The sequence below is a fragment of the Pseudomonas sp. P5_A12 genome (genome assembly GCF_056400685.1).
In genome coordinates this window covers 1-12,397 of the sequence record NZ_JBFUKU010000168.1, presented here as the reverse complement: position 1 = coordinate 12,397, position 12,397 = coordinate 1, and the positions used below count along the sequence as shown (strand labels likewise).

General features: G+C 59.3%; 12 protein-coding genes and 1 pseudogene. 2 read left to right on the top strand and 11 right to left on the bottom strand.

Going from position 1 to position 12,397, the window contains the following annotated elements; all coding sequences use genetic code 11:
* Positions 1 to 48 precede the first annotated feature (48 nt).
* The 5 genes from AC1DSG_RS20325 to minC form a co-directional block, all read right to left on the bottom strand.
* Positions 49 to 1,338, bottom strand: a complete 1,290-nt coding sequence (locus tag AC1DSG_RS20325) for a M18 family aminopeptidase (protein ID WP_477792483.1) — start codon at positions 1,336 to 1,338, stop codon at positions 49 to 51.
* Between the two features lie 55 nt (positions 1,339 to 1,393).
* Positions 1,394 to 2,029 (bottom strand): RluA family pseudouridine synthase, encoded by a 636-nt coding sequence (locus tag AC1DSG_RS20320; protein WP_046027121.1) that lies wholly within the window; start codon positions 2,027 to 2,029, stop codon positions 1,394 to 1,396.
* Between the two features lie 182 nt (positions 2,030 to 2,211).
* Entirely contained in the window at positions 2,212 to 2,466 is a 255-nt protein-coding gene (gene minE / locus AC1DSG_RS20315; RefSeq protein ID WP_007944431.1) for a cell division topological specificity factor MinE, read from the bottom strand.
* On the bottom strand, positions 2,466 to 3,278 hold the full coding sequence (gene minD, locus AC1DSG_RS20310; RefSeq protein ID WP_007944432.1) for a septum site-determining protein MinD: 813 nt from the start codon (positions 3,276 to 3,278) through the stop codon (positions 2,466 to 2,468). The genes minE and minD overlap by 1 nt, the downstream gene beginning before the upstream one ends.
* A gap of 199 nt (positions 3,279 to 3,477) precedes the next feature.
* Positions 3,478 to 4,215, bottom strand: coding sequence for a septum site-determining protein MinC (gene minC, locus AC1DSG_RS20305; RefSeq protein ID WP_477792482.1), 738 nt, complete (start codon positions 4,213 to 4,215; stop codon positions 3,478 to 3,480).
* Positions 4,216 to 4,333: 118 nt separating this feature from the next.
* On the opposite strand from minC, the gene AC1DSG_RS20300 reads away from it, so the two are divergent.
* Together AC1DSG_RS20300 and AC1DSG_RS20295 are read left to right on the top strand one after the other, a co-directional pair.
* Complete coding sequence (locus AC1DSG_RS20300) at positions 4,334 to 5,266, top strand: lipid A biosynthesis lauroyl acyltransferase (protein ID WP_477792481.1); 933 nt, start codon at positions 4,334 to 4,336, stop codon at positions 5,264 to 5,266.
* Positions 5,267 to 5,301: 35 nt separating this feature from the next.
* Positions 5,302 to 6,474, top strand: coding sequence for a patatin-like phospholipase family protein (locus AC1DSG_RS20295; protein WP_477792480.1), 1,173 nt, complete (start codon positions 5,302 to 5,304; stop codon positions 6,472 to 6,474).
* A 67-nt stretch (positions 6,475 to 6,541) separates the two neighbouring features.
* Here the strand turns inward: AC1DSG_RS20295 and AC1DSG_RS20290 are convergent, their stop codons facing one another.
* From AC1DSG_RS20290 to AC1DSG_RS20265, 6 genes and pseudogenes are all read right to left on the bottom strand, one after another.
* The gene (locus tag AC1DSG_RS20290; RefSeq protein WP_477792479.1) at positions 6,542 to 7,327 is read right to left on the bottom strand and encodes an outer membrane protein OmpK; all 786 of its coding nucleotides are present in this window, start codon (positions 7,325 to 7,327) and stop codon (positions 6,542 to 6,544) included.
* 376 nt (positions 7,328 to 7,703) lie between these two features.
* Positions 7,704 to 8,489, bottom strand: coding sequence for an outer membrane protein OmpK (locus tag AC1DSG_RS20285; protein WP_477792478.1), 786 nt, complete (start codon positions 8,487 to 8,489; stop codon positions 7,704 to 7,706).
* Positions 8,490 to 8,579: 90 nt separating this feature from the next.
* Complete coding sequence (locus tag AC1DSG_RS20280; protein WP_477792477.1) at positions 8,580 to 9,932, bottom strand: nucleobase:cation symporter-2 family protein; 1,353 nt, start codon at positions 9,930 to 9,932, stop codon at positions 8,580 to 8,582.
* 164 nt (positions 9,933 to 10,096) lie between these two features.
* Positions 10,097 to 11,398, bottom strand: coding sequence for a urate hydroxylase PuuD (locus tag AC1DSG_RS20275; RefSeq protein WP_477792476.1), 1,302 nt, complete (start codon positions 11,396 to 11,398; stop codon positions 10,097 to 10,099).
* A gap of 50 nt (positions 11,399 to 11,448) precedes the next feature.
* The gene (locus AC1DSG_RS20270) at positions 11,449 to 11,952 is read right to left on the bottom strand and encodes an ureidoglycolate lyase (RefSeq protein WP_007944440.1); all 504 of its coding nucleotides are present in this window, start codon (positions 11,950 to 11,952) and stop codon (positions 11,449 to 11,451) included.
* 135 nt (positions 11,953 to 12,087) lie between these two features.
* Positions 12,088 to 12,397: pseudogene (locus AC1DSG_RS20265) on the bottom strand (allantoicase); the annotation flags it as partial.

The following is a 12,397-nucleotide window of genomic DNA, read 5'->3' as shown; positions in this document are numbered from 1 at the left end:
AAATGCATTCCAATGTGGGAGCGAGCCTGCTCGCGAAGCTTTTTGGGATTACGGCAATTCCTGGCAGGCGTAGAACGCGCTCAGCACTTTGACCAGGTGCGCCAGGTCGTGGCTGCCGCACAGTTCGCGGATCGAGTGCATGGCGAACGTCGGCAGGCCGATGTCCACGGTGCGTACGCCCAGGTGGCTGGCGGTGATCGGGCCGATGGTCGACCCACAGCCCATGTCGCTGCGCACCACAAAACTTTGCACCGGTACTTCTTCGGCCATGCACAGGTGACGGAAGAAACCGGCGGTTTCGCTGTTGGTGGCGTAACGCTGGTTGCTGTTGACCTTGATCACCGGGCCGGCGTTGAGTTTCGGGCCGTGGTTGGCGTCGTGTTTGTCGGCGTAGTTGGGGTGYACGCCGTGGGCGTTGTCGGCCGAAACCAGCAGGGATTTCTGAATAGTGCGTACGAATTCGTCACCTTCAGGCAGCAGGCGGCGCAACGTCTGCTCAAGCATCGGGCCATCAGCGCCGCACGCTGAACAGGAGCCTACTTCTTCGTGATCGTTGCAGACCAGCACACAGGTTTCGTCAGTTTCGGTGGTCAGCAGTGCTTGCAGGCCGGCGTAGCACGACAGCAGGTTGTCCAGGCGCGCGCCGGCGATGAAGTCACCATGCAGGCCGATGATCGCAGCGCTTTGGGTGTCGTAGAAACTCAACTCGTAATCAAGCACGACGTCGGCGTTCAAGCCATGTTCCAGCGCCAGCTGGTTGGTGAGCACGGCGCGGAAGTCCACGCGCTCGTCACCGGCGAATTGCGCGAGGATCGGCGGCAATTCGGTCTGAGCGTTGATCGCCCAGCCCATGTTGGCTTCACGGTTAAGGTGAATCGCCAGGTTCGGAATGGTCGCGATCGGCACTTTGAAGTCGATCAACTGACTCTCGACCTTGCCGTCGCGGCGGAAGGTCACGCGGCCGGCGAGGGACAGGTCACGGTCGAACCACGGCGCCAGCAACGCACCGCCATAGACTTCGACACCCAGTTGCCAGAAACCCTGACGTTGCAGCTCAGGCTGGGGCTTGACCCGCAGACACGGACTGTCGGTGTGCGCACCCACCAGGCGAATACCGCCATGCAGCGGTGAATGACGCCCCATCTTGATCGCGACGATGGAGGAGTCATTACGGGTGACGTAGTAACGACCGTTGGCTTCGGTGGTCCAGGGCTCGCGCTCGTCAAGGCGCATGAAGCCCGCCGCTTCCAGGCGTTGAACGAGGCTGGCAGTGGCATGGAATGGGGTAGGGGAGGCCTTGAGGAAGTCGATCAGGCCTTGGTTCAACTCTTCGCGCATAAGAAGCTCCAGACAGCAGTGGCGCCAGTTTAACGTATYGAAAGCTCATCGGGCGTCAGAACGGTGCCGGGCATTCGAAACGCAAGCGTTCACCGGTTTGAGGGTGGGTGAAGCTGAGCATGCTGGCGTGCAGGCACAGACGCGGCCATGCGGCCAGGGCTTGCTCGTGGGCATAGAGCCCGTCACCCAGTAGCGGGTGGCCGATGGAGAGCATGTGCACGCGCAATTGGTGCGAGCGGCCGGTGATCGGCGTCAGTTCGACTCGGCACCAGTCGCCACAGCGTTCCAGCACACGCCAGAAAGTCAGGGCATTCTTGCCGAATTCATGGTCGACCACATGGCGCGGCTTGGTCGGCGGGTCATAGCGCAAGGGTAAGTCGATGCTGCCGCTGTCCAGTTCCGGCTGGCCCCAGCACAACGCCGTGTAGGCTTTTTCGGTTTCTCGGTCGTGAAATTGCCGAGACAGCTCGCGATGAGTGTCCGGGTCACGGGCCAGAAGAATGATGCCCGAAGTTTCCCAGTCCAGGCGGTGGACAATTCGCGCCTCGGGGTAACCGTTTTCTTGCAGGCGGGTAATCAGGCAATCCTTGTTGTCGTCAGCCCGGCCAGGGACGGAGAGCAACAGGGTCGGTTTGTTCACCACCAGTACGGCGGCGTCCTGATGGATGATGTGGACGTTGGACAACGGCATTAAAACAGCCTCGTAACAAACGCCAACGGCGGCTCAGAACCTCGCACTCTTTAGGAGCCGAGCTTGCTCGCGATAGCGGTCGGTCATTCAACATCGTCGTTGAATGTAAAACCGTCATCGCGAGCAAGCTCGGCGCCTACAAGGGGCGTAAGCCTGAGCCGCCGTGGCTCCGACCGGATCGATCAGCGATCTGGCAGGGTGATATTGAGTTCCAGAATCGAGCAGCTGCCCTGGTTTTCCAGAGCGACGTGCACGTCATCGGACCCGATATTGACGTACTTGCGGATCACTTCCACCAGTTCCTTCTGCAAGGCTGGCAAGTAGTCCGGGGTACTGCGTTGGCCGCGTTCATGCGCCACGATGATCTGTAGACGCTCTTTCGCTACCGACGCGGTACTTGGCTTCTTGTTGGCGCGAAAGAAGTCAAAAATGTTCATTATCTACCTCCAAACAGGCGCTCGAAGAATCCCTTCTTCGTGACATCGAGGAAACGATGTTCCACGGTTTTGCCCAGCAGACGATCGACGGCATCGCTGTACGCCTGACCGGCGTCGCTTTGGTCGTCGAGAATTACCGGCACACCGGAGTTGGAGGCCTTGAGCACCGCTTGCGATTCCGGAATCACACCTAGCAGGGCGACAGCCAGAATCTCTTTGACGTCTTCGACGCCAAGCATTTCGCCATCGCTGACGCGTTGCGGGTTGTAGCGGGTCAGCAGCAAGTGTTCCTTGATCGGCTCTTCGCCTTTTTCAGCGCGGCGCGATTTGCTGGCCAGCAGGCCCAGCATACGGTCCGAGTCACGAACCGAGGACACTTCCGGGTTGGTCACGATAATCGCTTCATCAGCGAAGTACATGGCCAAGTGGGCGCCTTTTTCGATACCCGCCGGGGAGTCGCAGACCACGAATTCGAAGTCTTCCTTGAGTGCCATCAAGACCTTTTCCACGCCTTCTTGGGTCAGCGCGTCTTTGTCGCGGGTTTGACTGGCGGCCAGGACGTAGAGGTTTTCCAGGCGCTTGTCTTTGATCAGGGCTTGCTGCAGGTTGGCTTCGCCGTTGACCACGTTGACGAAGTCATACACCACGCGACGCTCGCAACCCATGATCAGGTCGAGGTTACGCAGGCCGACGTCGAAGTCGACGATGACTGTTTTGTGACCACGCAGAGCGAGGCCGGTACCGATAGCGGCGCTGGTGGTGGTCTTACCCACACCACCCTTGCCGGATGTAACCACGAGAATCTTGGCCAAGGTGTTTCACCCCTAAGGAAAAAGGACTTTTAGCCCCTGAAAAACATCTCTGAAAACTACTGCAGTCGGACAGCCTTGGCTGGAATCCGGTTCTGGGCAGGGTTTACCTCTGGTAAACACTGCTTGTGGCCGTTTTCCTACTTCGCTTGAGCCGTTTTCGCTACGTTTTAGAGATGTTTGGAAAATGCGGCAGTATCCGTTAAAGCCGAATGATGTTCAACACGTCGCCGGACAGGCTGACTTGTACGCCCGCCCCCCACAAAGGATCGCGACGCAGATCCTCGGAGACCTTGTAGTGGCCTGCGATGGACACCAGTTCAGCGCTCATTTGCTGACAAAAAATCCTGGCTTTCGTGTCGCCTTTGACGCCGGCCAATACACGACCGCGCATAGGGCCGTATACATGGATATTGCCATCGGCGAGAAGTTCCGCCCCCGGGCTGACCGACGAAATCACCACCAGATCGCAACCCTGGGCGTAAATCTGCTGGCCACCACGTACTGGCGAGGTGATGATTTTTGTCGGTTTGATGGTCGGTTCCGGCGGTTTTTCCGGTTTTTTCTTCACTTGGCCTTCAAGCGGGTCAAGCGCCCGCTCACGGGCGCCGGACGGCGGCAGCACGGGCAGATCGACGGCAATGGCGGCAGCGATGTCTTCGATTCGGCTGGCGCGGACGGCCAGCGTGCGCAAGCCATGCTGGCGACAGACGCGCATCAGGCCCGGCAAATCCACCGCGCCTTCGCCGGCCGGAAGCTTGTCCAGGGCCAGCACCAGCGGGGCATTGCTGAAAAAATTAGGCGCCTGAGCGACCTTGGCGGCCAGTTGCCGATCTAGGGTCTCGAGGTCGTTGCGGGCCAGTTCCAGCACCGTAATGGCGAGCATGCTGCCCTTCAACTGGAACACGGGATCCTGGTCTTGCGGTTCGGTTTGGCTCATGGTCGGCATACAACGGCTTGTCACTAAAAGTGCCGAGACTTATAACGAGAACGCCCGCAAGCCGCAAGCCGGGTCGAACGATGTAGAATGCGCGGCCATTGTCTTTCCGGAACCTTTAATGGATCGCCCGCGTTTTCGAAAAACATTTCTTATGCCGCGTTTCTGGCCGCTGTGGTGTGGCTTGGGGCTGTTGTGGCTGATTGTTCAGTTGCCGTATCCAGCGTTGCTGTTTATTGGTCGCCAGCTCGGTGCCGTGATGTATCGGCTGGCCGGCGACCGACGGCGCATCGCCAAGCGCAACCTTGAGCTGTGTTTCCCTGAAAAGTCTGCCGCCGAGCGCAAGCGCCTGCTCAAGGAAAACTTTGCCTCCACCGGCATCGCCTTCTTCGAAATGGCCATGAGCTGGTGGTGGTCGCGTCAGCGTCTGGCCAAACTGGCCCATGTCGAAGGCCTGGAACACCTGAAAAAGGCTCAGCAAGACGGCAAGGGCGTGATCCTGATGGCGGTGCATTTCACCACGCTGGAGATCGGCGCGGCGCTGTTGGGGCAGCAGCACACCATCGACGGCATGTACCGCGAGCACAAAAATCCACTGTTCGATTACGTCCAGCGTTGTGGTCGCGAGCGGCACAACCTCGATTCGCTGGCGGTGGAGCGCGACGATGTGCGCGGCATGCTCAAATTGCTGCGCGCGGGCCGAGCGATCTGGTACGCACCGGATCAAGACTACGGCGCCAAACAAAGCATTTTCGTGCCGCTGTTCGGCATTCAGGCGGCCACCGTGACCGCCACCAGCAAGTTTGCGCGGCTGGGCAAGGCGTTGGTGGTGCCGTTCACTCAGGAGCGCCTGGCCGATGGCAGCGGTTATCGACTGGTGATTCATGCGCCGCTCGAAGGTTTCCCTGGCGAAACCGAAGAAGCCGATTGCATCCGCATCAATCAGTGGGTGGAAAGCGCCTTGCGTGAATGCCCGGAGCAATACCTCTGGGCCCATCGCCGCTTCAAGAGCCGCCCACCGGGCGAACCCAAACTGTACAAAAAACGCGCTTGAGTCACCGATTCCTTTAAGCACCATGGAGTGTTGCGATGAGTCCTGCTGAACCGGTTACAGGATTGATTCTTTCCGGCGGCGGGGCTCGGGCGGCGTATCAGGTCGGCGTGCTGGCGGCGATTGCCGAACTGTTGCCGGTGGGGGCAAGCAATCCGTTTCCGGTGATCGTTGGCACCTCGGCCGGGGCGATCAATGCGGTCAGCCTCGCCAGTGGTGCGATGGATTTTCGCGGCGCCATCGAGCGTTTGACCGCGTTCTGGCAGGGCTTTCGCAGCCATCGGGTGTTGCGCAGCGATTGGCCCGGCGTCATCAGTCAGGCCAGCCGGTTTGTCAGTCACAGTTTGCTGGGGCTTGGCGCTCACGTGCCGGTGGCCTTGCTCAACAGTTCGCCGCTGCGCGGATTGCTCAATGACAAACTGAACATGGCCGGGATAGCCGAAGCCATTGCCCAGAAGCAGTTGCAGGCGGTGGCGGTGACGGCGTTTGGCTACGAGTCCGGTCAGGCTGTCACGTTCTATCAGGGGGGCGGCACCATCGAATCGTGGTTACGCCATCGGCGCATCGGCGTTCCGACTCAATTGAGTGTCGATCACTTGCTGGCCAGTTCCGCCATTCCGTTGCTGTTCGCCCCGGTGAAAATCGGCGAGGAGTACTTCGGCGACGGTGCGGTGCGCCAATCCGCCCCGATCAGCCCGGCCTTGCACTTGGGCGCCAGCCGGGTGCTGGTGGTGGGCGTCAGCGGCAACCCGCGCGGCGTCGACCCGCAGCAGCCGTTGCAACGCGCCTATACCGGGCAACAGCCGACGCTGGCGCAGATTGGCGGGCACATGCTCAACAGTACGTTCATTGATAGCCTGGAAAGCGACATCGAGTTGTTGCAGCGTCTGAATCTGTTCAGCCACTTGATGCCCGATGGCACGCCGACCCGTGCGCTGGGCGTGGCGCCGGTGGAGGTGCTGGTGATTTCGCCGAGTCAGCCGATCGATGAGATTGCGGCGCGACATCGACAGGAATTGCCGGCGGCACTGCGCCTGTTTTTACGCGGGCCGGGTGCGACCAAGACCAGTGGGGCAGGGGTGTTGAGTTATCTGTTGTTCGAGGCGGGGTATTGCAGCGAGTTGATTGATCTGGGGCGGCGCGATGCGTTGGCCAAGCGTGAGGAACTTTGCCGGTTTCTTGGGCTGCAGGAGCCTGTGGTGACGGCTTGAGATCGGCAGTGCGGCCATCGCGAGCAGGTTCGCGATGGCGTCTTTGCAGACGCCACTTACAGCCAGATCAGAAGTGAACCTTGACCAGGAAGCTGGTCACGCTCTGGTCAGTCTTGAAGCCACTGCTGTCTTCAATGCCGTACTTGTTTTTCCAGTAGTCATACTCGACACCGACGTACAGTTGTTTGTCGCCCAGCTTCAGCGCCTTGCCCAGGTCGTATTTGATCTGAGGGTTGAAGTGCAGGTTGGCGTGGTATTCGCCTTTACTGTTCACGTCGTTGTCGACCACCCAGTCCATGAAACCGTCGATCACCACGTCCGAGCTACCCGCCGGGATGGTGTAGGACCAGACTGGAGAAACCTGCCAGATATCGTCACCCGGGCGGCCGCCTTCGGTGTGACGATTGTAGAAGTTCAACTGGAAGTAATCGAAGCCAGGGATGGCCAGGTCGAACCCCGGACCGATCAGGTACGACTCTGTGTCGTCCTCGCCGAACTCATAGGTCATGGCCAGCAGGACGTCTTTGATCGGGCCGAATTCCAGCTTCTGGTCGAAAATCTTGTTGAACGACAAGCGCGGGCTGATTTCACCATAGTGGGTGTTGTCCCCGGCGAAGGCGTCTTCCTTGCCGTTGTAGAAGATCTTGTCGATGAAGAAGAAGTTGTCGCCGTATTTCCAGCCATCGGCGTGTTCGAAGGTCACCGTCTGCTGAATGCGCGGGTTGACCTGGAAGTCCTTGCCATACAGGTAGGACAGGCTGTTGGTCTGCCATTGCAGCAAGTCGCCGGCCATGGCCTGCCCCCCAGCCAGCATTGATCCCGCCAGCATCAGGCTAGTGCACGTACGTTTCATTCGGTTGCTCCCAAAAAGTAGGTGATTCCACGTTATTTTTTTAAGGTCGGCGCTCTGGTATGGCGCCTCTATCTGTAGCGGTAAAAAATCATCCAGTCGGTCAGCTTTAATGCTCTTAGCAAGAGCTGCGCCAAGGTTTTCAAAAAAACAATAAACTCCCGCTCGGCTGCTCAAAAACAGTCGATTGAGAGGGGATATGGAGTGCCTTGGTGCCGTCCAGAGCCGGGATAAGTTGGCTTTCTGGTCAGAAATTAAATCCGGACTTTTTTTTGACGCGGATTCAGGCGGCCGCGGAGAATACTGACTACTTGGCCAGGTCTCAAGTGCCCCGCAACAGCGCACCGACGACAGGTTTGGCGCACGGTTGCGGATCATCTTAGAAATGCACCTTCACCAGCAGGCTGGTGGTGTTTTCATTGGTGTCGAAGTTGGCGGTGTTTTCGATGCCGTATTTGTCTTTCCAGTAGCTGTATTCGGCGCCGACGTACACCTGTTTATCCCGCCAGCCCAAGGCTTTGCCCAGGTCATATTTGATCTGCGGGTTGAAGTGCAGGTTGGCGTGATAGGTACCGTTTGAGTTCTGGTCGTTATCCACCACCCAATCGATGTAGCCGTCGATCAGCAGGTTGGAATTGCCCAATGGCAGGGTGTAGGACCAGGCCGGGGTGACCTGCCAGACGTCGTCACCGGGGCGCGCGCCTTCGGTCTGGCGGTAATAGAAGTTCAAGGTGAAAAAATTGAAGCCCGGTACCGCGAGGTTGAAACCAGGGCCGATCAGGTAGGCCTCGGTGTCGTCTTCGCCATTTTCGTAGGTCATGGCCAGCAGCACGTCCTTGATCGGGCCGAATTCGAAACGGCGATCGAGGATCTTGCCGAAGGACAGGCGCGGACTGAATTCGCCGTAATAAGCGTGAACGCCTTTGTACCGGTCTTTCTCGCCGTTGTAGTAGGTGCTGTCGACGAACAGGAAGTTGTCGCCGTACTTCCATCCGTCGGCGTGTTCGAAGGTTATCGTCTGCTGAATCGCCGGGTTGACCACGAAATCCTTGCCGTACAGATAGCTCAGGCTGTTGGTCTGCCACAGCAGTAAATCGCCGGCCATGGCTTGACTCGCGGCCAACAGGCCAGCACTCAACAGCACGTTGGTTTGTGTCCGAATCATCTGTTGCTCCCTCTTGGTTTTTATTGTGTGAGGCGCAGGCAACCGCTGACCTGTGGGGGCGGGCTCCCACAGGTCTTATGTCCTTCTGTGTCAGTGGGCGTGGCAGTCGTTGGCTGTGGCGCGTTCTTTGCCGCCAAGGATGTTGAACAGCAGGTTCAACGACAGGGCGCTCAAGGTGGCCATGGCGATGCCGCTGTGGGTGATCGGGCTCATCCACAGCGGCAGGTGGGCGAAGAACTCCGGGCGCACCACTGGAATCAGGCCCATGCCGATGCTCACCGCCACCAGCAGTTGGTTACGACGGTCGCCGATGTCGGCTTCCTGAAGAATCTTGATCCCGGTGGCGGCGACCATGCCGAACATCGCAATCGCCGCACCGCCCAGTACTGCTGGCGGAATCGAGGCCACCAGAAACGCCGCTTTCGGCAGCAGACTCAATACGATCAACAACCCCCCGGCGACGATGGTCACCGAACGGCAACGCACGCCCGTCATTTGCACCAGGCCGATGTTTTGCGCAAAAGAGGAGTGGGTAAAGGTATTGAAGAACCCGGCGAAAAACGACGCGCCGGCATCACACAACAAGCCGCGCCGCAGCATTCGTGGGCAGACTTCCTGGCCGGTGATTTTGCCCAGGGCGAGGAACATCCCGGTGGACTCGACGAAGATGATCACCACCACCAGACACATCGAAAGGATCGGCGCGAGTTCAAACTTGGGCATGCCGAAATGCAGCGGGGTGACGAATTGCAGCCACGGCGCTTGCGCCATGCCGCTGAGGTCGACCATGCCGATCAGGCCGCAGAGCACGTAGCCCAGGCACATGCCGATCAGCACTGAAATATTGACCCAGAAACCGCGCATGAAACGGTGCACCAGCAAGATGGTGCCCAGCACCAGCGCGGCAATGGTCAGGTAAATCGGCGAGCCGAATTCGGTGGCGCCTGCACCACCGCCGGCCCAGTTCACGGCCACGGGGAATAACGACAAACCGATCGAGGTGATGACCGTGCCGGTCACCAGAGGCGGGAAGAAGCGAACAACTTTGGACATGAACGGCGCAATGAGCATGCCGAAGAACCCGGCGGCGATGGTCGCGCCGAAGATTCCTTGCAGACCGATACCGGGCATGCCGGCCATGGCGACCATGCTGCCGACAGCGGCGAAACTGGCGCCCATCATCACGGGCATGCGGATGCCCATCGGGCCGATGCCCAGCGACTGGACGATGGTGGCGATGCCGGCGACCAGCAGGTCGGCGTTAATCAGAAAGGCGATTTCTTCACGACTCAGGCCAGCGGCCTGTCCGATGATCAGCGGCACCGCGATGGCGCCGCCGTACATCAGCAAAACATGTTGCAGACCGACCAGGATCAGTTGCAAAAGGGGCAAACGCTGAATGGCGGGTGCGTCGGGGATGCGCGCTTCGGATAGCTCGGACATGCAACACCTCGGATCTTTTTTATTCTTGTGATTTACAGCTGCCGTGCTGCTGGCAGCTGTTTTCGAATCAGGTGGCCGCAGTGCGGCCAATCGCAGGCAAGCCAGCTCCCAAACAGGCCATGCAAAACCTGTGGGAGCGAGCCTGCTCGCGATGCTTTTGCTACTTAATTGGTCTGAGCTCCCTGAACAATCCAGGCACCAATCAGGTCACGTTCCTGCTGGGTCATCTGCGTGATGTTGCCCAGTGGCATGATCTGGCTGGTAACGGCCTGAGCCTGGATGCGCGGGGCGTTCTGGCGGATCTGCTCGGGGGTGTCGAACATCACGCCGGCCGGGGCCGTGCTGAACAACGGGCTGGTCGGTTTGGCCGAGTGGCAAACCGCGCAACGCTCCTGAATCACGCTGTGCACCTTGTCGAACCCAGGACCTGCGTTGGACGTCTGAGCCGGTGCGGCTGCTGGCGCTGGCGCCGGTGCTGCTTCAGCCGGTTTCAAGCCGCCGCCCACTGCGGTTTCCGGCAGCGGTTGGTACTCGATTTTCGCGGGAGCCTTGGCCACTTCCGGGCTGGTCATTGGGGCAGGGCCGGTGACGTAAGCCAGGCTGATCATGCCTACCGCTGCCACTGGCAGGGTCCAGGCGAACTTGTGGCTGTCATGACGGGTGTTGAAATAGTGACGCACCAACACCGCCAACACCGCGATCCCGGCCAGGATCAGCCAGTTGTATTGGCTGCCGTAAGTGCTCGGGAAATGGTTGCTGATCATGATGAACAGCACCGGCAAGGTGAAGTAGTTGTTGTGACGCGAACGCAGCAAGCCTTTGGCCGGCAGCGCCGGATCGGGTGTGCGGTTCTCGGCGATCGCTGCCACCAGTGCGCGTTGCGCCGGCATGATGATGCGGAACACGTTGCCGACCATGATGGTGCCGATGATCGCGCCGACGTGCAGGTACGCACCCCGACCACTGAACACTTTGCTGAAGCCGTAAGCGGCGCCAATGATCAGCACGAACAGGATGAAACCGAGCAGGGCAGGGCGTTTGCCCAGGGCCGAGTCGCACAGGAAGGAGTAGATGAACCAGCCTGCGAACAGCGAGCCGATGCCCAACAGAACGCCTTCAGGACCCGTCAGGCTGCTGCCCGGTGCCAGCAGGTACAGCGTCGGGTTGGAGTAGAACACCACGCACAGCAGCGCGACACCCGACATCCAGGTGAAATAGGCTTCCCATTTGAACCAGTGCAGGTTGTCCGGCATGGTCGGTGGAGCCAGTTTGTATTTTTCCAGGTGGTAGATACCGCCGCCGTGGATCGCCCACAAATCGCCCGCCAACCCGTTTTTCGGGTTGACCCGATTGAGGTTGTTTTCCAGCCAGACGAAATAGAACGACGCGCCGATCCAGGCCACGCCAGTAATCATGTGAACCCAGCGCACGCTCAGGTTCAGCCATTCAAACAGATGTGCTTCCACAGTCTTTACCTCTCGCCTGTCACTCTGTTGTCGAGTGATCAGACCTTCTCTTATTGGTGGGGGGCGAGGACCAGACGCTCGTCCTCTTTGAAAAAATGCTCATCGCAGTTATTGCCTGTGCCACTGCGATCAACCACCAGGAAGTCATCCCGCTTTTCGATCGTCAGCACCGGGTGGTGCCAGACGCCGCGATGGTAATTAATGCCCTGCCTGCCGTTGGTGACGAAGGCGCGGACCAAGCCTGATACAGGTTCATCGCCAAGTGGCGCGACCACGATCAGAAAAGGATTGCCGAGCAGCGGAATAAACGCCTGGCTGCCCAACGGGTGACGCTCCAGCATGCTGACGGTCAGCGGCATGTCCTGCGCGTCGGCGCGGAAGATGCTGATGATCGCGTTGTCCTCTGGCGTGGCGGTTTGCACCGTCGCCAGTTTATGGAAGCGCATGGTCGAACCGTTGTTGATCATGAAGTGATCGCTGCCGTCGGTTTCGATCACGTCACCGAAAGGGGCGAAGGCTTCTTTGGTCAGCGGTTCAATCGTTAGTGTGCGCATGCTGGTCTTATCCAAATTCTGTGTTTGATCGTTCCCATGCTCTGCGTGGGAACGCCGCCATGGACGCTCCGCGTCCACTGTGACGCGGAGCGTCACGGTATGCATTCCCACGCGGAGCGTGGGAACGATCGGGTGTTATTTAGCGACCTTGCCCAATACGCGCAGGCGGCTCACACCACCATCCGGGAACACGTTCAGGCGGATGTGGGTGATGGGCCCCAGCGCCTTGATCTGCTCGGCGAAGGTGTGTTCGGCGTGCATTTCCAGTTTCTGCGCCGGCAGCAGTTCGCGCCAGAACAGCGATTGGGTTTCGATCTGGCTGTCGGTGCCGCCCTTCACGAACGCGCCCTGGATCGAGCACGTGTCCGGGTAGTTGCCTTTGAAGTGCAGGGTGTCGACGATGACTTTCTCGACTTCACCGGCATGGCCCAGCGCGACGATGACC

Coding starts and splice junctions, on each gene's coding strand:
- AC1DSG_RS20320 (WP_046027121.1), bottom strand. CDS start 2,029: ATGCCGTTGTCCAACGTCCACATCATCCATCAGGACGCCGCCGTACTG.
- minE (WP_007944431.1), bottom strand. CDS start 2,466: ATGAACATTTTTGACTTCTTTCGCGCCAACAAGAAGCCAAGTACCGCG.
- minC (WP_477792482.1), bottom strand. CDS start 4,215: ATGAGCCAAACCGAACCGCAAGACCAGGATCCCGTGTTCCAGTTGAAG.
- AC1DSG_RS20300 (WP_477792481.1), top strand. CDS start 4,334: ATGGATCGCCCGCGTTTTCGAAAAACATTTCTTATGCCGCGTTTCTGG.
- AC1DSG_RS20295 (WP_477792480.1), top strand. CDS start 5,302: ATGAGTCCTGCTGAACCGGTTACAGGATTGATTCTTTCCGGCGGCGGG.
- AC1DSG_RS20290 (WP_477792479.1), bottom strand. CDS start 7,327: ATGAAACGTACGTGCACTAGCCTGATGCTGGCGGGATCAATGCTGGCT.
- AC1DSG_RS20285 (WP_477792478.1), bottom strand. CDS start 8,489: ATGATTCGGACACAAACCAACGTGCTGTTGAGTGCTGGCCTGTTGGCC.
- AC1DSG_RS20280 (WP_477792477.1), bottom strand. CDS start 9,932: ATGTCCGAGCTATCCGAAGCGCGCATCCCCGACGCACCCGCCATTCAG.
- AC1DSG_RS20270 (WP_007944440.1), bottom strand. CDS start 11,952: ATGCGCACACTAACGATTGAACCGCTGACCAAAGAAGCCTTCGCCCCT.